15 protein-coding genes are annotated in these 18,323 nt (G+C 70.6%); 11 read left to right on the plus strand and 4 right to left on the minus strand.

The window, feature by feature from the left end:
- The first annotated feature begins 30 nt into the window (after nt 1–30).
- Both ABT127_RS05770 and ABT127_RS05775 read left to right on the plus strand, forming a co-directional pair.
- On the plus strand, nt 31–2,934 hold the full coding sequence (locus tag ABT127_RS05770; protein WP_351444941.1) for a glycoside hydrolase family 48 protein: 2,904 nt from the start codon (nt 31–33) through the stop codon (nt 2,932–2,934).
- 120 nt (nt 2,935–3,054) lie between these two features.
- Entirely contained in the window at nt 3,055–5,730 is a 2,676-nt protein-coding gene (locus ABT127_RS05775; protein ID WP_351444943.1) for a cellulose binding domain-containing protein, read from the plus strand.
- A gap of 78 nt (nt 5,731–5,808) precedes the next feature.
- Here ABT127_RS05775 and ABT127_RS05780 read toward each other — a convergent pair whose 3' ends face one another.
- Both ABT127_RS05780 and ABT127_RS05785 read right to left on the minus strand, forming a co-directional pair.
- Complete coding sequence (locus ABT127_RS05780; protein ID WP_351444945.1) at nt 5,809–6,456, minus strand: pentapeptide repeat-containing protein; 648 nt, start codon at nt 6,454–6,456, stop codon at nt 5,809–5,811.
- Entirely contained in the window at nt 6,453–6,773 is a 321-nt protein-coding gene (locus tag ABT127_RS05785) for a hypothetical protein (protein ID WP_351444947.1), read from the minus strand. The genes ABT127_RS05780 and ABT127_RS05785 overlap by 4 nt, the downstream gene beginning before the upstream one ends.
- A gap of 196 nt (nt 6,774–6,969) precedes the next feature.
- Between ABT127_RS05785 and ABT127_RS05790 the strand changes: the two genes are divergently transcribed.
- The gene (locus tag ABT127_RS05790) at nt 6,970–7,167 is read left to right on the plus strand and encodes a hypothetical protein (RefSeq protein WP_351444949.1); all 198 of its coding nucleotides are present in this window, start codon (nt 6,970–6,972) and stop codon (nt 7,165–7,167) included.
- A gap of 254 nt (nt 7,168–7,421) precedes the next feature.
- The gene (locus tag ABT127_RS05795; RefSeq protein ID WP_351444950.1) at nt 7,422–8,057 is read left to right on the plus strand and encodes a hypothetical protein; all 636 of its coding nucleotides are present in this window, start codon (nt 7,422–7,424) and stop codon (nt 8,055–8,057) included.
- 97 nt (nt 8,058–8,154) lie between these two features.
- Here the strand turns inward: ABT127_RS05795 and ABT127_RS05800 are convergent, their stop codons facing one another.
- Complete coding sequence (locus ABT127_RS05800; protein WP_351444952.1) at nt 8,155–9,123, minus strand: helix-turn-helix transcriptional regulator; 969 nt, start codon at nt 9,121–9,123, stop codon at nt 8,155–8,157.
- 50 nt (nt 9,124–9,173) lie between these two features.
- Here ABT127_RS05800 and ABT127_RS05805 point away from each other — a divergent pair, with 50 nt between their 5' ends.
- The 5 genes from ABT127_RS05805 (at nt 9,174) to ABT127_RS05825 (ending at nt 13,306) form a co-directional block, all read left to right on the plus strand.
- Nucleotides 9,174–9,662, plus strand: a complete 489-nt coding sequence (locus ABT127_RS05805) for a hypothetical protein (RefSeq protein ID WP_351444954.1) — start codon at nt 9,174–9,176, stop codon at nt 9,660–9,662.
- Nucleotides 9,659–10,153 carry a hypothetical protein gene (locus ABT127_RS05810; protein ID WP_351444956.1) on the plus strand — a complete coding sequence of 165 codons (495 nt, stop codon included), beginning with the start codon at nt 9,659–9,661 and terminating at the stop codon, nt 10,151–10,153. The genes ABT127_RS05805 and ABT127_RS05810 overlap by 4 nt, the downstream gene beginning before the upstream one ends.
- Before the next feature lie 86 nt (nt 10,154–10,239).
- Complete coding sequence (locus ABT127_RS05815) at nt 10,240–11,223, plus strand: aldo/keto reductase (RefSeq protein WP_351444958.1); 984 nt, start codon at nt 10,240–10,242, stop codon at nt 11,221–11,223.
- Between the two features lie 121 nt (nt 11,224–11,344).
- Complete coding sequence (locus tag ABT127_RS05820; protein WP_351444960.1) at nt 11,345–12,562, plus strand: serine hydrolase domain-containing protein; 1,218 nt, start codon at nt 11,345–11,347, stop codon at nt 12,560–12,562.
- Nucleotides 12,563–12,601: 39 nt separating this feature from the next.
- Nucleotides 12,602–13,306: a TetR/AcrR family transcriptional regulator gene (locus ABT127_RS05825; RefSeq protein ID WP_351444962.1), complete on the plus strand. Its 705-nt coding sequence runs from the start codon at nt 12,602–12,604 to the stop codon at nt 13,304–13,306.
- Between the two features lie 13 nt (nt 13,307–13,319).
- Here ABT127_RS05825 and ABT127_RS05830 read toward each other — a convergent pair whose 3' ends face one another.
- Nucleotides 13,320–13,625, minus strand: a complete 306-nt coding sequence (locus ABT127_RS05830; protein ID WP_351444964.1) for a 4a-hydroxytetrahydrobiopterin dehydratase — start codon at nt 13,623–13,625, stop codon at nt 13,320–13,322.
- 38 nt (nt 13,626–13,663) lie between these two features.
- Here ABT127_RS05830 and ABT127_RS05835 point away from each other — a divergent pair, with 38 nt between their 5' ends.
- Nucleotides 13,664–14,485 (plus strand): helix-turn-helix domain-containing protein, encoded by an 822-nt coding sequence (locus tag ABT127_RS05835; RefSeq protein ID WP_351444966.1) that lies wholly within the window; start codon nt 13,664–13,666, stop codon nt 14,483–14,485.
- A 147-nt stretch (nt 14,486–14,632) separates the two neighbouring features.
- Complete coding sequence (locus ABT127_RS05840; RefSeq protein WP_351444968.1) at nt 14,633–18,319, plus strand: nitrate reductase subunit alpha; 3,687 nt, start codon at nt 14,633–14,635, stop codon at nt 18,317–18,319.
- The last annotated feature ends 4 nt before the right edge of the window (nt 18,320–18,323 follow it).

Here is an 18,323-nt window from a genome sequence, read left to right on the forward strand (position 1 = left end):
GTTCACCCCCACCAAGAGAAGGACCAGGGCATGCCCAAGAGACGGGCCCGGCGGCCATGGACCGCTGTCGCGGCGGCACTCGCACTACCGCTCGCTACTCTCGCCGCACTCCCAACCACCGCTGAGGCAGCGGCAGTTGAGTGCAGCGTCGACTACAAGACCAACGACTGGGGATCCGGCTTCACCACCGATCTGACGATCACCAACCGAGGCTCGACGGCGATCGACGGCTGGAACCTCACCTACTCCTACGCCGGTGACCAGAAACTCACCAATGGCTGGAACGGCGCATGGTCGCAATCCGGCAAGAACGTGACGGTCAAGGACGCCGGATACAACGGGAAGATCGCGGCGGGCGCCGCCGCGAGCACCGGGGCGCAATTCACCTACAGCGGCTCGAATTCAGCCCCCACGAATTTCGCGATCAATGGCACGACCTGCGCCGGAGCCCACCAGCCACCGGTCACGGTGCTCACCAGCCCCCAGGCCGGTGCGGTCTACACAGCGGGTGACCCGGTCCCGCTGGCGGCGACCGCGGCGGCGGCCGACGGGGCGGGCATCACCAAGGTCGAGTTCTACGACGACACGACGCTGCTCGGCACCGACACCACGTCCCCGTACGGGCTGGGCGCGGACTCGCTCGCGGCCGGCACGCACTCGCTGTACGCGAAGGCGTACGACGGGAAGGGCGCGTCCGGCGAGTCGACACCGGTCGGCATCACGGTCGCGGCGGGCCCCGCCGTGTCGGTGACTCCCTCCCAACTCGGCGTCCAGCAGGGTAAGTCGGGCACCTTCGACGTGAAGCTGTCCACGAAGCCCTCGGCGAACGTGACCGTCACGACGGCCCGCACGGCCGGCAACACGGGCCTGTCCGTCTCGTCCGGTGCGGGCCTCACCTTCACGCCGTCGAACTGGGACACGGCGCAGAAGGTGACCGTCGCGGCGGACTCCTCCGGCACCGGCGCCGCCACGTTCACGGTCAGCGCGCCCGGCCACACCAAGGCGACGGTCACGGTCACCCAGCTCGCGGCCGGCACGGAGTACGACACGCGGTTCCTCGACCTCTACGGGAAGATCACCGACCCGGCGAACGGCTACTTCTCGCCGGAGGGCATCCCGTACCACTCGGTGGAGACGCTGATCGTCGAGGCGCCGGACCAGGGCCACGAGACGACCTCCGAGGCGTACTCGTACCTGCTGTGGCTCCAGGCCATGTACGGCAAGGTCAGCGGCGACTGGTCCAAGTTCAACGGCGCCTGGGAGATCATGGAGAAGTACATGATCCCCACGCACGCGGACCAGCCGACGAACTCGTTCTACAACGCGTCCAAGCCCGCGACGTACGCGCCCGAGGAGGATCTGCCGTCGCAGTACCCGGCGAAGCTGGACCCGTCGGTGCCCGTCGGCACGGACCCGATCGCGGCCGAGCTGAAGAGCGCGTACGGCACCGACGACGTCTACGGCATGCACTGGCTGCAGGACGTCGACAACACGTACGGCTACGGCAACGAACCCGGGAAGTGCGAGGCGGGCCCGACGGCGACCGGGCCGTCCTACATCAACACCTTCCAGCGCGGCGCGCAGGAGTCGGTGTGGGAGACGGTTCCGCAGCCCACCTGTGACGCCTTCAAGTACGGCGGGAAGAACGGGTACTTGGACCTGTTCACGGGCGACTCGTCGTACGCCAGGCAGTGGAAGTACACCGACGCGCCGGACGCCGACGCGCGCGCCGTGCAGGCCGCGTACTGGGCCGACGTGTGGGCCAAGGAGCAGGGCAAGGGCTCCGCGGTGTCGGCCACCGTCGGCAAGGCCGCGAAGATGGGCGACTACCTGCGCTACGCCATGTTCGACAAGTACTTCAAGAAGGTGGGCGGCTGCACCGGCCCGGCCGGCTGCCCGGCCGGGACCGGCAAGGACGCCTCGCACTATCTGCTGTCCTGGTACTACGCGTGGGGCGGCGCCACCGACACCTCGGCGGGCTGGGCCTGGCGCATCGGCTCCAGCCACACGCACGGCGGGTACCAGAACCCGCTCGCCGCGTACGCCCTCTCCTCCTCCGCCGATCTGAAGCCCAAGTCGGCGACGGGACAGCAGGACTGGGCCAAGTCGCTCGACCGGCAGCTGGAGTTCTACCGCTGGCTGCAGTCGGACGAGGGTGCCATCGCGGGCGGTGCGACGAACAGCTGGCAGGGGCGGTACGCGACGCCTCCGTCCGGCACGCCGACCTTCTACGGCATGTACTACGACGAGGCGCCGGTCTACCACGACCCTCCGTCGAACCAGTGGTTCGGCTTCCAGGCGTGGTCGATGGAGCGCGTCGCCGAGTACTACCAGCAGACGGGCGACGCCGACGCGAAGGCGGTCCTGGACAAGTGGGTCGACTGGGCCCTGTCCGAGACGACGGTCAACCCGGACGGCACCTTCCGGATCCCGTCCACCCTCCAGTGGTCGGGCAAGCCGGACACCTGGAACGCGTCGAGTCCCGGCGCCAACACGTCACTTCACGTCTCCGTCGCCGACTACACGAACGATGTGGGCGTGGCGGCGGCGTACGCGAAGACATTGACGTACTACGCCGCCAGGTCCGGTGACGCGCAGGCGAAGTCGACGGCGAAGGCGCTGCTCGACGGCATGTGGGAGAACGACCGGGACGCGCTCGGCGTCGCGGTGCCCGAGACGCGGGCCGACTACAGCCGGTTCGACGATGCGGTGTACGTGCCGTCCGGCTGGACCGGCACCATGCCGAACGGCGACGCGATCAACTCGTCGTCGACCTTCTCCTCGCTGCGCTCCTTCTACCAGGACGACCCCAACTGGCCGAAGGTCGAGGCCTATCTGGCGGGCGGCGCGGCACCGACGTTCACGTACCACCGGTTCTGGGCCCAGGCGGACATCGCGCTCGCCATGGGTTCGTACGCGGAGCTGCTCGAGTAACGCCCCGCCCTGCAGCGGCTCCGTGCACAGAGGAGCCGGGCGGCCTCCCTCCCCGGAGGCCGCCCGGCCACCGCACGTTCCCTCTCCCCCTCCCCATCCCCCTCCATCCCGGGACCCTCCATGCCACGACCACGTCATGCCCGCAGACCGCGTACGCGTCTCCTGCTGACCTCCGTACTGACCCTCACCGCAGGCTTGTTGACGGGCACTCAGGTGGCCACGGCGGCCGAACCGAGGGCCACCGCGGTCGCCGCCGACACGTACACCTGGAAGAACGCCCGCATCGACGGCGGCGGCTTCGTCCCCGGCATCGTCTTCAACCGCTCCGAGAAGAACCTCGCCTACGCCCGCACCGACATCGGCGGCGCCTACCGCTGGAACCAGGACACCGCGTCCTGGACGCCGCTCCTGGACTCGGTCGGCTGGGACGACTGGGGCCACACGGGCGTGGCCTCCCTCGCCACCGACGCCGTCGATCCGGACAAGGTGTACGCGGCCGTCGGCACGTACACGAACGACTGGGATCCGGGAAACGGCGCGATCCTGCGCTCTGCCGACCGCGGCGCCACCTGGAAGAAGACGGACCTGCCCTTCAAGCTGGGCGGCAACATGCCGGGCCGCGGCATGGGCGAGCGGCTCGCGATCGACCCGCACGACGACAAGGTCCTCTATCTGGGTGCGCCCAGCGGCAAGGGCCTGTGGCGCTCGACGGACGCGGGGGTGACCTGGTCGCAGGTGACGTCCTTCCCGAACGTCGGGAACTACCGGCAGGACCCGTCCGACACCTCCGGCTACGCCTCGGACAACCAGGGCGTGGTCTGGGTGACGTTCGACGAGTCGTCGGCGACGGGCGCGGACCGCACCCGGACGCTCTACGCCGGGGTGGCCGACAAGGACGACTCCGTCTACCGCTCGACGGACGCGGGCGCGACCTGGGAGCGGGTGGCCGGCCAGCCGACCGGCCACCTCCCGCACAAGAGCGTGCTCGACGCCGAGAACGGCTATCTGTACATCGCCTACAGCGACAAGGGCGGGCCGTACGACGGCGGCAAGGGCCAGGTGTGGCGGTACGCGACGAAGACCGGCGCGTGGAAGGACATCAGCCCGGTCGCCGAGGCGGACACCTACTACGGCTTCAGCGGTCTGACGATCGACCGGCAGCACCCCGGCACGGTGATGGTCTCGGGCTACAGCTCCTGGTGGCCGGACACGCTGATCTTCCGCTCCACGGACAGCGGCGGCACCTGGACGAAGGCGTGGGACTACACGTCGTACCCGAACCGCGCGAACCGCTACACGATGGACGTGTCGTCGGTGCCCTGGCTGACGTGGGGTGCGAACCCGTCCCCGCCCGAGCAGACGCCGAAGCTGGGCTGGATGACGGAGGCGCTGGAGATCGACCCGTTCGACTCGGACCGGATGATGTACGGGACGGGCGCGACGGTCTACGGGACCGAGGACCTCGGCAAGTGGGACGCGGGCGGCACGTTCACCATCAAGCCCATGGTCAAGGGGCTCGAGGAGACGGCCGTGAACGACCTGGCCTCGCCACCGTCCGGCGCGCCGCTGCTGTCCGCGCTCGGCGACATCGGCGGCTTCCGGCACACGGACCTGACGAAGGTCCCGTCGATGATGTATACCTCCCCGAACTTCACCTCCAGCACGAGCCTGGACTTCGCGGAGAGCAAACCGGACGTGGTGGTGCGCGCCGGGAACGTCGACTCGGGCGCGCACGTGGCCCTCTCCCAGGACAACGGCGCCAACTGGTACACGGCCGGAACCGACCCGTCGGGCGTCACCGGCGGCGGCACGGTCGCGGTGTCGGCGGACGGCGGGCGGCTCGTGTGGAGCCCGGACGGTGCGGGCGTGCAGACGGGCACGGGGTCGTCGTGGGCGGCGGCGAGCGGGGTGCCGGCGGGCGCGGTCATCGAATCGGACCGGGCCGACGCATCCACCTTCTACGCCTTCAGGTCCGGTACCTTCTACGCGAGTTCGGACGGCGGAAAGACCTTCACGGCAAAGGCCTCCAGCGGGCTGCCGACGGACGGACCGGTCCGCTTCAAGGCGGTGCCGGGCGCGAAGGGTGACATCTGGCTGGCCGGAGGCTCGGCGTCGGGCGCGTACGGGCTGTGGCACTCGACGGACGGCGGCGCCACGTTCACCAAGCTGTCGAACGTGCAGCAGGCCGACACCATCGGCTTCGGCAAGGCCGCGCCCGGCGCGACGTACCGGACCCTGTATGCGAGCGCAAAGATCGGCGGGGTGCGCGGCATCTTCCGCTCGACGGACACGGGCGCCACCTGGACCCGGGTCAACGACGATGCCCACCAGTGGGGTTGGACCGGCGCGGCGATCACCGGTGACCCGCGTGTGTACGGCCGGGTGTACGTGTCGACCAACGGGCGGGGCGTCGTCTACGGCGACACGGCCGACGTCCCCGGCGACGGCGGCGGCTCCCCCGGCACGCCGACGGCAGCCTGCACGGTCACGTACAAGGTGACGAACGAGTGGTCGGGCGGCTTCCAGGCGGACGTGACCCTGACCAACACCGGCTCGGCCGCCTGGAACGGCTGGTCCCTCGACTGGACCTTCGCCGACGGCCAGAAGGTCTCCCAGCTGTGGAACGCGTCGTACACCCAGGCCGGCACGGCGGTCACGGCGAAGAACGCGAGCTGGAACGGGACGGTGGTGGCCGGGAGTTCGGTGGCGTTCGGGTTCACGGGGTCACGGCCGGGGGCGGCGAACGGGAAACCGACGGCCTTCCGGCTGGACGGCCAGAACTGTTCGGTCGCCTGACGGCTCCGGAGCCGCCGGAACAGTGGGCGGGGCGCGCACCGCCAGCGATGCGCGCCCCGCGCCGACACTCTCGTGCGTCTACTCTGCCCACACAGGTGGGTCTTCTCCTTCTGCCTCGGCAGTCTGGCACTCCGCAATGCGCTGCCTGAGGGTTTCGCTCTTCTCGAAGCCGTGAGGCAGGTCGGTCGACCGGAAGATATCGGCTTGGGCGAGTTGGTCGACTTCGATCCCCTCCGCCCATTCCAGGTTCACGTTGCTCAGATCCACCGCGAACAGATCCGCGTCCTTGAGGTCCGCCCCGTCGAGGACCGCTCCGCCGAGCAGGGCGGAGCACAGTTCCGCCCTCTGCAACTGCGCATGCGACACATTGGCCCCTCGCAGGTTCGCCCCCGCCAGTCTCGCTTCGGCGAGGTTCGCCTCGGACAGATTCGCCACGGCCAGCAGGGAGTCCCTCAGGTCGCCAAGTCCTAGGCGGGCAGTGCTGAGATCTGCCTCCATGAGGTTGGCTCCGCGGAGCGAAGCCTCTTCGAGGTCGGCGTGGCGCAGAGTGGCGCTGTGCAGATGGGCGCCGTCGAGATTCGCCCGCCTCAGGACGGCATCGCCGAGGGTCGCCCCGCGGAGATCTGCCTTCACGAACACGGCGCTGTCGGCGACGGCCGGGGTCGGTTCGCTCTCCCGCTCCCCGTCACCCACGGCAGGATGCGGGTGCGACAGCTTGTCCCTCACGTGAGTTCCGCCTGCTGCTCGTCCCGCTTCTGGGTCTCGCGCAACGTCGTCTCGAACTGCTTCTGATTCTCGGCGACTTGTTGCTGAGCGTGCTCGAACTGCTGCCTTTCGAGCAGGTGCTTCTTGCGGGTGTAGTAGAGCCCGGCCGCGGTGAAGCCGCCCACCGCGACCGCCACGAGCATGGTGCGGAAGCCCGTGACGATGGCTCCGGCACTGGAGACGAGCTCACCGTGCTCCCTGAGGTGGCGGCCTTCGATCCACCAGGGTCCCCAGACGAGGAGCACGATGAAGGCGGCGGTGCCCGTGGCGGCTGTCACCCACGCCCATCGTGGGTGGCGTTCCCGCCACGGCACGAGTGTCTCGGCGTCTCCGTCGTCATGCTCGGCATGATCTCTCCCTGCGGCGTGCGGCATGCGCCGGACGGGTTTGTTCAGAGGGAGAGTTGAGCTTGCTCGATCGGGGCCGCCGACGAGGCCCTACTGACTGCGGCTCGGCAGTTCGAGACACTCGGGCATGACACCAGAAGAACGGAACGGTCTCCTCAGGGAGTTTCGCCGCTACATCGACACCGCAACCGGCGCGCACGAGAACCCGATGCAGGCCGAGACGCGCGCTGTGTTCGCCACATCAGCCGTCGCGGTCTCACTCCTCCTGGCCGCCGACTCCATGGCCGAGCTGGCGAGCAAGCTTCCACCACCGCAGGAGGGGTGACGGGCGCAGACCACCGAGGGCGCACCTTGGAGGGCCACTGCCCGTCGGCTCTGGCTCTCCTCTGCGACCACTGTATGCATGAGCCTGAGGGGGATGCGCCGTCTGTTCCTCACAGCAGAGGAGTTGGCACTAGCGGGACCGGACTTCGAACTCGTTCGGCATTCACACTTTCATCACAACTTCGTCACTGAACCCTCATGCCCCGTGCATCCACACCTACCGTCATGGGTCACCGCACATCCCATGGGGGTCTCATGTCGTACAACCAGCCGCCACCGCATGCGCCGTTCCACGGCCCCGTTCCCCCGGGGCCGGTCATGCCGGGGCCCGGCTTTCAACCGCCGACCGGCCCGAAGTGGGCGAAGAAGCGCTTCGTCATTCCTTCCCTGGTCCTCGCCCTGGTCATCGGTGTGGGTATCGGCGCGTCCGGGGGCGGCAACGAGAAGGCTTCCGCCGACGCGAAGCCTGCGCCGACCGTCACCGTCACCGAAGCGGCCGGGGAGAAGGGCGGGAAGGCCGAGCCTGCTCCGACGGTGACGGTCACCAAGACCGCTGAGCCCAAAACCGAGGCGCCCGCGGAGAAGCCTGCCGCAGACAAGGTGCCTTCGGGGAAGGTCGTGTTCAAGGTGTGGGGGTCGGCACCGTCAGGAGTGTCGACGACCTACGGCAGCGACAGCGACAACCGCAATGGGGCCGGGCTTCCGATGACGAAGACTCTGTCTGTCGAGGATGACGCGCTCTACTTCCACGTCTCGGCGCAGTTGCAGGGCGGCGGCGACATCAACTGCTCTGTCACAGTGGACGGTCACACGAAGAAGGGACATGCGTCAGGCGGGTACAACATCTGCATGGCGCAGGTGAACAGCGACTTCTCTGGCGGATGGAACTAGGGCGCGTATCCAGTTGTGATCGATCTGCACGCACCGAGCTTGATCTGCCCGGTCGGCGTCGAACGACGCGCCGTCCGGGTCGGCGCCGGGCCGGCGCTCAGTTGCCGTCCGCGTACAACTCCGTCAGAGCCTTCGCCGTCGCCGTCAGGCGCCTCCGCAGCTGGACCGGTTCGAGGACCTCGATCGCCGATCCGAGCCTGAGGAAGTCGTCGTGCGCGTGCCCGATCGACTCGATGGGCAGCACGGCCCGGGTCCAGCCGTCGCTCTCGGTGCGGCCCGTGGCGCGGGCGGCCCGCGCGGCGGGGCCGGTGAGGCGGTCGGCCGCGCCGGGCGCCAGACGCACGACGGCGTCCCCGGAATGCAGACGGTGGTGGAAGTCGTCCTGGTAGGTCCGCCAGTAGGCGGCCAGGTCGAACCCCTCGGGGGCCATGAACTCCTCGTCGGTGACCTGCACTTCCAGGATCTGGTCCACGCGGTAGGTCCGTGGTGGGCCGCTTCCCGCGGACGCCACCACGTACCAGCGGCCCGCCTTGAGGACCAGCCCGTACGGCTCCAACGTCCGCTCCACGTCGGTGGGTTCGCGCCAGCGGCGGTAGACGACCCGGAGGACCCGCCGGTCCCAGACGGCGGACGCCACGGTCGGCAGGTGCTCTGTCGCCTCCTCCTCGGCGTACCAGCCGGGCGCGTCCAGAAGGAAGCGTGCGCTGATCCGGTCGGCGTGCGAACGCAGTTCGGCGGGGAGCGCGGCCCGCACCTTGAGCTGGGCGGCGGCGAGCACCGGGCCGAGCCCGAGGTCGGCGGCCGGTCCCGGCGCCCCGGACAGGAAGAGGGCCTCGGCCTCGTCCGTGGTCAGCCCCGTGAGCCGGGTGCGGTAGCCGTCGAGGAGGCGGTAGCCGCCGGCGTGCCCCGCGTCCCCGTACAGCGGGACACCCGCGGCGTGCAGCGCCTCGATGTCCCGGTAGACGGTGCGGACGGAGACCTCCAGCTCGGCCGCCAGCTGTCCGGCCGTCATCAGGCCCCTGGTCTGCAGCAGGAGCAGGATCGAGAGGAGCCTGCCGGCTTTCATGTGGACTTCACTGACACAGGATGTCAGTGAAGCGGCCTTAGCGTCCCGCCATGGCCTTCGAGGAGAAACTGCTGACCGTGCCGCCGCCCGTCGAGGTGGCGGGCCGTCGTATCAAGCGCTACCACGTGACCGCCGACCCGAACGGCATCGCGCCCGATGTAGAGGAGGCGGCGTACGCGATCCTGCCGTCGCTGCTTCCGGAGCCGGACGGCACGCCGCCCGCCACGTTCGTCGTGCTGCACCGGGGCGGCGACGACGGCGCGTACCTCAACGCGTACAGCTGGGTGTGGGACAACGTCCTGCACTTCCGGGGCGCCGCCGCGGGTCAGCCGGTGCTCGGCTGCCCGGACCGCGACCCGGCCCACTTCGTCCTGACGGAGTCGTCGGACCGGCCGTGGATCGGCTGCGTGTGGGAGCTGCCGCCCCTGCTGCACGAACGGGACGCCTGGGTGCGGCACTTGCTGACCCCCGAGCGGCCCGACCTCGACGCCTACCTGCACGACTCGCTGCCCGCGGGCACGACCGGAGGACGTTCATGAGCACCGCCCACGACTTCGACTTCTTCTTCGGTGAGTGGGACGTCGCCCACCGTCGGCGCCGCGCCTTCCTCGACCCCGACAGCGGCTGGGACGAGTTCGGCGCGACGAGCAGCTGCCGCCCTCTGTTCGGCGGGGCGGCGAACATCGACGAGATGGTGGTACCTGCGCAGGGCTGGACAGGTCTGACCCTGCGCCTGTTCGACCCGGTGACCCGGCTGTGGTCCCTGCACTGGTCGACCGACCGCACGGGCCGCCTCTTCCCACCGGTGACCGGGCAGTTCGCGAAGGACGGGTACGGCGAGTTCTTCGGCGACGACACCCACGACGGGAAGGACGTGCGGGTGCGTTTCGCCTGGTCGGGGATCAGCGCGACGACGGCCCGCTGGGAGCAGGCGTTCTCCGTCGACGAGGGTGCGACATGGCTGGCGAACTGGTCGATGGACTTCACCCGGCGCACCGCCGAGGTGGCGGGAGCACGCGAACTCCCTTGACTTCGCGTGCGCTTCAAGACGTTGACTCCCCTCTCGTGGCCCGGCGCGCACTCGGTGGCCGGACCTTCCGACAAGGGGGAACTCCCATGAAGTACCGCACGATCGGCGGCGACCCGGCGCATCGCCGCGAGGTCAGTGTGCTCAGCCTCGGCGCCATGCTGCTGGGCACGGTCACCGACGAGAAGACGTCGTTCGCGATCCTCGACCGGTACGTGGAGGCGGGCGGCACGTTCATCGACACGTCCGACAACTACGCGTTCTGGGTCGACGGCACGGTCGGCGGCGAGAGCGAGACGCTGCTCGGCAACTGGCGGCGCAGCCGGGGCATCGGTGACGAGGTCGTCATCGCCACCAAGCTGGGCGCGGCTCCGCTGGCGCCGGGCACCGGCTACATCGACAATCCCGAGGGGCTGTCGGCGGCGGCGATCCGCTCGGCCGTGGAGGGCAGCAAGGCCCGGCTCGGCGTCGAGCGCCTCGATGTGCTGTACGCGCACATCCCGGACCCGAAGGCCGAACTCCACGAGACTGTAAGCGAGTTCGGGGCGCTGGTGCGGGAGGGGACGGTGGGCCTGCTCGGGGTCTCCAACCACTGGGCCTGGCAGGTGGAGCGGGCGCGGGCGATCGCGCGCGGCGAGGGGCTGGCCGGGTACGAGGTGCTGCAGTACCAGCACAGCTATCTGCGGCACCGGACCGATCTGCCGAGCGAGCTGTCGCCGGACGGGGTGTGCGCGACCGCCGACGGCAATCTGCTGAGCATGGTGCGGGCCGAGCGGGACCTCGCGCTCGTCGCCTATTCACCGCTGCTGGGCGGCGCGTACGTGCGCGAGGACAAGCCGCTGGGCGCCGGGTACGACCACGGCGGCCGGGAGGCGCGGCTCACCGCGTTGCGGGAGGTCGCCAAGTCGTCCGGCGCGACGGTCAACCAGGTCGTCCTGGCCTGGATGCTGGGCGCAGACGTGCCCGCGATACCGCTGGTCGGCGCCTCGTCGGTCGCCCAGCTGGAGGAGAGCCTGGGCGCGGTGGACCTGGAGCTGACCGAGGAGGAGCGGGCACGCCTGGACTCCGCCTGAGTCGCCGCCTGAGTCGCCGCCTGAGCCCTCGGTCTCCGGGGTCCCTTGCCCCTCCTCACCTAAGGTGTCACCATTGGTCCGAAATTGGTTCGCGATCGACCGACGGCACGACGGAGGACGTATGGGGACGGGCACGAGGCGGGCGGGCGGAGCGCTCGCGATCGGTGCGGCGGTCGCGGGCCTGGGTGCGGGTGCGAGCTGGCTGTGGCGGAACCAGGCGACCGTCGCGTTCTCCCGGCCGGTCAACGAGTGGGCGTTCACGCACATGTCCGCGGTGCTGCCCACCGAGTCGGTGCCGCGGGCGTCGGTACCGCGGCCCCTGCCGTTCGAGCCGGGCCTGCGCGGATTCACGTACGAGCACGAAGGCGCGCGGCGCACCCTGGCGGAGCTGCACGCGCGCACCCACACGACCGGGTTCGCCGTGCTGCACCGCGGTGCGCTGGTGCACGAGGAGTACCCGGGCCGGTTCGCCTCGCCGCGGGCCAGGTTCCAGCTGTTCTCACTGACCAAGTCGGTGACGTCGCTGCTCATCGGGATCGCGCTGGAGGAAGGGACGGTCAAGGCACTGGACGACAAGGTCGTCTCGTACCTTCCGGAGCTGGCGGGCAGCGCGTACGACGGACCGACGGTCGAGGATCTGCTGCACATGAGCAGCGGGGTGGAGTTCGTGGAGGACTACGCCGATCCCGAGTCGTCGTTCGCCCGGTTCGAGCAGGCGGTGTCGGGCGGCGGCTCGCTGCTCGGCCTGGTGCGCTCGCTGCCCCGCGCCGCGGAGCCCGGCGCCACCTTCAACTACTCGACGGTGGACTCCCAGGTCCTCGGCTGGGTCCTGGAGGCGGCGACCGGCACGACCCTCGCGCAGTACGCGCACAGCCGCCTGTGGAGCCGGATCGGCACGGAGCGGGACGCGTACTACTTCCTGACCCGGGGCCGCCCGCGCACCGCGCTCGGCGGCGGTTCGCTGAACGCGGCGGTGCGGGACATGGCCCGGGTGGGACTGGTGATGGCGCGCGGCGGCGAGCTGGACGGACGGCGGATCGTGCCCGCCGCCTGGGTCGAGCGCAGCCGCGGCGCCGGCCTCGCGCACCTGGCGCCCGGGGCCCTGGGGCCGGACCTCCCCCGGCACTACGGGTACGCGAACCAGTGGTGGACGCTCGACGGTGAACGCCGGTCGTTCACCGGGATCGGCATCCACGGGCAGTACCTGTGGGTCGACCCCGACGCCGATGTCGTCGTGGTGAAGACCAGCGCCTGGAACACGGCGGAGGACGAGGACAAGGACGCGGAGACGGTGGCGGCGCTGACCGCGCTGGTCGCCCGTCTCGAGGCGGGCGCCTGAGCACCGGGGCGGCGGACGCCGGTCGATAGGATGACGGACATGAGCGCATCCCGGGCGAAAGCCGCACCACAGGCCGCGGCCCGGCGCGGCCGCCCGCCGTCCACCTCGCTCAATCAGGGCGTGATCCTGGACGCCGCCCTCGCCCTCGTCGACCGGGAGGGCCCCGACGCCCTGACGCTGCGCCGCCTCGGTGCGGACCTGGGCGCCAATCACACGGCGGTGCTGCGGCACTTCGCGGGCAAGGACGAGATCCTGCTCGGGCTCGCGGAGCGGCTGGTCCAGGAGGCGATGGACGGCTTCGCCCCGTCCGGTGGCTGGCGGCACACGCTGGAGTCGCTGGCCCGCCGGATGCGGGCGGCCTGTCTCGCCCATCCGCGGGTGGCCGTGCTGGTCGCCACCCGGGTCGCACGGCGCGACGCGGAGTTCCACGGCGCGGACGTGGTCGTGGGCGCTCTGCGCTCGGCCGGTTTCGGGGACCGGGACGCGGCCCGCTACTACCGCTCGCTGGTCGACACCGCTCTCGCCCTGGCCGCGTACGAGGCCTCGGTCGTCGCGCTGGGCAGCGCCTCCCGGGAGGGCGACCGGCTGGCGTGGCGGCGCGAGTACCTGGCCGTCTCGCCGGACCGCTATCCGGATCTGGCCGCGGTCGCCCCGCACCTGGCCGCCGCCGACGAGGACGACCAGTTCGAGACGACCCTCGCGCTGCTCCTGGACGCCGTGGAGCTGCGGGCCGCGCGGCTCTGACCCGACCCGCGGCTCAGGAGACGCCGTGACCGGGCGCCAACTCCTCCACCCTGCGGGCCAGTTCGAAGTCCTTCGCGGTGACGGCGCCGCCCGCGTCGTGGGTGTGCACGGCGAGGGCCACCGTGTTGTAGCCGAGGGTGAGGTCGGAGTGGTGGTTCAGCTCCTCCTGGGTCTGGGCGATGTGCACGACCAGGGCGGTCGCCGCGAAGTGGCTGCCCAGGCGGTAGGTGCGGGTGATCCGGGCGCCGTCGAGCGACCAGCCGGGCAGCTCGGCGAGGCGGTCCTCGATCTCCTTCTGGGAAAGCGGCTCTGTAGGCATGCCTCCAGCCTGCCATCCCTTGCCGTTACGGTCTCCCCATGACGACCAGGACGACGGTGGCGCGGCGCGGGAACACGTCCGAAGTGGGCCGGCTGCTGCGCGGCTGGCGCGAGCGGCGGCGGGTCAGCCAGCTGGACCTGGCGCTGCGCGCCGACTCCTCCGCGCGGCACATCAGCTTCGTGGAGACGGGCCGCTCGCGCCCCAGCGAGGAGTTCCTGCTCCGGCTGGCCGAGCACCTGGACGTACCGGTGCGGGAGCGCAACGCGCTTCTGCTGGCGGCCGGTTACGCGCCGCGCTTCGCCGAGACGTCCCTCGACGACCCGTCGCTGGGCGCGCTGCGCGCGGGTCTCGACCAGCTGTTGCGCGGCTACGAGCCGTATCCGGCGCTGATCGTCGACGCGACGTACGACGTGGTCGCGGCGAACCGCGGTGTCGCGCTGCTGCTGGAGTCCCTGCCCGAGCACCTGCTGGCGGCCGAGCCGATGAACGCGATGCGGCTCACGCTCCACCCGGAGGGGCTCGCGCCGCGGATCCGGAATCTGCGCGCCTGGCGCGGGCACCTTCTCGCGCAGATGGAGCGGCAGATCGCGCTGGCCCGCTCCCCGGCGCTGCGCGCGCTGTACGACGAGGTGGCCGCCTATCCGGTGCCGGAGCGGGACGGGGATCCCGGGCCGGCGGACGGCGTCCCGTACTTCGCGCTGCCGATGATCATCGAGCACGACGGGCAGGTGCTGTCGTTCGTGTCGTCCATCTCGACGTTCAACACACCGATGGACGTCACCGTCGCCGAGCTGGCCGTCGAGACCCTGCTCCCGGCAGACCCGGCGACGGTCAAATATCTCCGGCGCAACGCCGGCTGACCGTGCGCGCGCCCTGACCCGTCCGGCCCAGTGCCGGGGACACCCGGCCCGGATCCGGCCTCCCCGGCAACCCGTACGGACCTCAGCGCATGTGCTCCCGCCGCCCCGCCCCTACCGTGCGAAGGACGGATACCGAGGGAGCAGACGGTGACTGACACGACGGGCGCCCCGGCCGAGCCGGACGTGGCGCTGCTGAAGGCCGGCCGGTTCTTCCGGCGTGGGAAGGCCGCCGAGGACCTGCACAGCGTGCGGATCGAGGGCGGCAGGGACGGGGACGTCTTCTACCGGGACCGGTGGAGCCACGACAAGGTCGTGAACTCCACGCACGGCGTGAACTGCACCGGCTCGTGCCGGTGGAAGGTGTACGTCAAGGACGGCATCATCACCTGGGAGACCCAGCAGACGGACTACCCGAGCGTGGGCCCCGACCGTCCCGAGTACGAGCCGCGCGGCTGTCCGCGCGGGGCGGCGTTCTCCTGGTACACGTACTCGCCGACGCGGGTGCGCTACCCGTACATCAGGGGCGTGCTCCTGGAGCTGTACCGGGAGGCGAAGGCGCGGCTGCGGGATCCCGTGCTCGCCTGGGCCGACATCCAGGGGGACCCCGAGCGCCGCCGGAGGTACCAGCAGGCGCGCGGCAAGGGCGGCCTGGTGCGGGCCACCTGGGACGAGGCCGTCGAGATCGTCGCCGCCGCGCACGTCCACACCATCAAGACGTACGGGCCCGACCGCGTCGCCGGCTTCTCCCCCATCCCCGCGATGTCGATGGTGTCGCACGCGGCGGGCGCCCGGTTCATGTCGCTGATCGGCGCGCCGATGCTGTCGTTCTACGACTGGTACGCGGATCTGCCCGTCGCCTCTCCGCAGGTGTTCGGTGACCAGACGGACGTCCCCGAGTCGGGCGACTGGTGGGACGCGGCGTACCTGATGATGTGGGGCTCGAACGTCCCGGTCACCCGGACCCCGGACGCGCACTGGATGGCGGAGGCCCGCTATCGCGGCCAGAAGGTCGTCGCCGTGTCGCCGGACTACGCGGACAACACCAAGTTCGCCGACGAGTGGCTGCACCCGCACCCGGGGACCGACGGGGCGCTCGCCCTCGCCATGGGGCACGTCATCCTCAAGGAGTTCTTCGTCGACCGTGAGACGCCGTTCTTCACGGACTACGTCAAGAAGTTCACCGACCTGCCGTTCCTCGTGACGCTGGACGAGCACGACGGCGCCTTCGTCCCGTCGAAGTTCCTGCGCGCCGCCGACCTCGGTCAGGGCGGCGAGGGCGCCGAGTGGAAGACGGCGGTGCTCGACGAGACGACCGGGCAGCCCGTCGTCCCGAACGGCTCGCTCGGTTTCCGCTGGACCGAGTCGGGCGCGGGCAAGTGGAATCTCGAACTGGGCAACATCAAGCCGCAGTTGAGCCTGCACGGCAGCGATGTGGCGAGCGGCGTCGAGGTGCTGCTGCCGCGCTTCGACACCGACGGCGGCACACACGGGCAGGGGCGCGGCGACACCGTGCGGCGCGGCGTGCCCGCGACGCGCCTCGGCGGCCCCGACGGACCACTCGTCACCACCGTCTTCGATCTGCTGCTCGCCCAGTACGGCGTCGGGCGCGACGGTCTGCCCGGCCAGTGGCCCTCGTCGTACGAGGACGGGGACTCCCCCGGCACGCCCGGCTGGCAGGAGGCGCACACCTCGGTGCCCGCCGCGAAGTGCGTGAAGATCGCCCGGGAGTTCGCGCAGACGGCGGAGAAGTCGCGCGGCCGCTGCATGATCCTCATGGGCGCCGGCACCAACCACTGGTTCCACTCGGAGACCATCTACCGGGGCTTCCTCGCGCTGCTCCAGCTCACCGGCTGCCAGGGCAGGAACGGCGGCGGCTGGGCGCACTACGTGGGTCAGGAGAAGTGCCGCCCGGTGACGGGCTGGGCCTCGCTGGCCTCCGCCAACGACTGGTCGCGGCCGCCCCGGCAGATGATCGGCGCCGCGTACTGGTTCCTCAACACCGACCAGTGGCGCTACGACAAGTTCGGCGCCGACGTGCTCGCCTCACCGCTCGGCAAGGGCGCCTTCGAGGGCATGACGGGCGCCGACTGCCTCTCCCTGTCGGCCCGTTCGGGCTGGATGCCGTCCTATCCGACGTTCGACCGCAACTCGCTCGACCTGGGCGAGCAGAGCGTCGAGGACACCGTCGCCGAACTCAAGGCGGGCAGCCTCAAGTTCGCCTGCGAGGATCCGGACGCGCCCGAGAACTGGCCGCGCGTCCTGACCCTGTGGCGGGCCAATCTGCTCGGCTCGTCCGCGAAGGGCGCCGAGTACTTCACCAAGCACCTCCTCGGCACCCACTCCTCCCTGCGTGCCGAGGAGGCCTCACCCGACGAGCGGCCCACGACGGTCACCTGGCGGGACGAGGCGCCGGAGGGCAAGCTCGACCTGCTGCTCTCCCTCGACTTCCGGCAGACGTCGTCGACGCTGCTGTCCGACGTGGTGCTGCCCGCCGCGACCTGGTACGAGAAGCACGACCTGTCCTCGACGGACATGCACCCCTACGTGCACTCGTTCACCCCGGCCGTGGACCCGCCGTGGCAGGCCCGCACCGACTTCGACACGTTCAAGGCGCTCGCGGAGAAGCTGAGCACGCTGGCCGCCGACCATCTGGACACCCGCAAGGACCTGGTGGCGGCGCCGCTCCAGCACGACACCCCGGGCGAGATCGCGCAGCCCGGCGGGGTCGTCCTGGACTGGCGCAAGGGCGAGTGCGAGCCGGTGCCCGGCAAGACGCTGCCGAACCTGGTCGTCGTCGAGCGGGACTACACGGCGATCGGCGCGAAGTTCGGCTCGCTGGGCCCGCTCGTCGAGCAACTGGGCCTGCCCGCCAAGGGCATCACGCTCAAGCCCGACCAGGAGGTCGAGGAGCTGCGCGAGCGCAACGGCGTGGTGCGCGGCGGGCCCGCCGACGGGCGGCCCCTCCTCGACACGGCGGTGAAGGCCGCGAACACCATCCTCGCCCTGTCCGGCACCACCAACGGGCGGCTGGCCACCCAGGGCTTCCACACCCTCGAAGCCCGTACCGGGCAGGGCATGGCGCACCTGTCCGCCGAGCACGAGGGCAAGCGCGTCACGTACGCGGACACCCAGGCCGCCCCGGTGCCGGTGATCACGTCGCCGGAGTGGTCGGGCAGCGAGTCGGGCGGGCGCCGCTACACCGCGTTCACCCTCAACACCGAGCACCTGAAGCCCTGGCACACGCTCACCGGCCGCCAGCACTTCTTCATCGACCACGACTGGATGCACGAGCTGGGCGAGGCGCTGCCCGTCTACCGGCCGCCGCTGGACATGAACCGGCTGTTCGGCGAGCCGAACCTCGGGCCCGACGGCGAGAAGGAGGTGACGGTCCGTTACCTCACGCCGCACAACAAGTGGTCGATCCACTCCGAGTACCAGGACAACCTGTTCATGCTCGCCCTGTCCCGCGGCGGGCAGTCGATCTGGATGTCGCCGCAGGACGCCGACTCCATCGGCGTCAAGGACAACGACTGGATCGAGGCGGTCAACCGCAACGGTGTGGTCGTGGCCCGCGCGATCGTCTCGCACCGGATGCCGGCCGGCACGGTCTACATGCACCACGCGCAGGAGCGCACGGTCAACGTGCCGAAGGCCGAGACGACCGGCAAGCGCGGCGGAATCCACAACTCGCTCACCCGGCTGATCCTCAAGCCGTCCCATCTCATCGGCGGTTACGCGCAATTGAGCTGGGCGTTCAACTACCTCGGCCCGACGGGCAACCAGCGAGACGAAGTCACCGTCATCCGGCGCCGCTCGCAGAAGGTGGAGTACTGAACCC

Source organism: Streptomyces sp. NPDC001904, assembly GCF_040297005.1.
Lineage (GTDB): Bacteria > Actinomycetota > Actinomycetes > Streptomycetales > Streptomycetaceae > Streptomyces.

What these genes read in the sequence shown, in the direction of transcription:
- ABT127_RS05770 (WP_351444941.1), top strand. Translation starts at nt 31, where the DNA reads ATGCCCAAGAGACGGGCCCGGCGGCCATGGACCGCTGTCGCGGCGGCA.
- ABT127_RS05775 (WP_351444943.1), top strand. Translation starts at nt 3,055, where the DNA reads ATGCCACGACCACGTCATGCCCGCAGACCGCGTACGCGTCTCCTGCTG.
- ABT127_RS05790 (WP_351444949.1), top strand. Translation starts at nt 6,970, where the DNA reads ATGACACCAGAAGAACGGAACGGTCTCCTCAGGGAGTTTCGCCGCTAC.
- ABT127_RS05795 (WP_351444950.1), top strand. Translation starts at nt 7,422, where the DNA reads ATGTCGTACAACCAGCCGCCACCGCATGCGCCGTTCCACGGCCCCGTT.
- ABT127_RS05800 (WP_351444952.1), bottom strand. Translation starts at nt 9,123, where the DNA reads ATGAAAGCCGGCAGGCTCCTCTCGATCCTGCTCCTGCTGCAGACCAGG.
- ABT127_RS05805 (WP_351444954.1), top strand. Translation starts at nt 9,174, where the DNA reads ATGGCCTTCGAGGAGAAACTGCTGACCGTGCCGCCGCCCGTCGAGGTG.
- ABT127_RS05810 (WP_351444956.1), top strand. Translation starts at nt 9,659, where the DNA reads ATGAGCACCGCCCACGACTTCGACTTCTTCTTCGGTGAGTGGGACGTC.
- ABT127_RS05815 (WP_351444958.1), top strand. Translation starts at nt 10,240, where the DNA reads ATGAAGTACCGCACGATCGGCGGCGACCCGGCGCATCGCCGCGAGGTC.
- ABT127_RS05820 (WP_351444960.1), top strand. Translation starts at nt 11,345, where the DNA reads ATGGGGACGGGCACGAGGCGGGCGGGCGGAGCGCTCGCGATCGGTGCG.
- ABT127_RS05825 (WP_351444962.1), top strand. Translation starts at nt 12,602, where the DNA reads ATGAGCGCATCCCGGGCGAAAGCCGCACCACAGGCCGCGGCCCGGCGC.
- ABT127_RS05830 (WP_351444964.1), bottom strand. Translation starts at nt 13,625, where the DNA reads ATGCCTACAGAGCCGCTTTCCCAGAAGGAGATCGAGGACCGCCTCGCC.
- ABT127_RS05835 (WP_351444966.1), top strand. Translation starts at nt 13,664, where the DNA reads ATGACGACCAGGACGACGGTGGCGCGGCGCGGGAACACGTCCGAAGTG.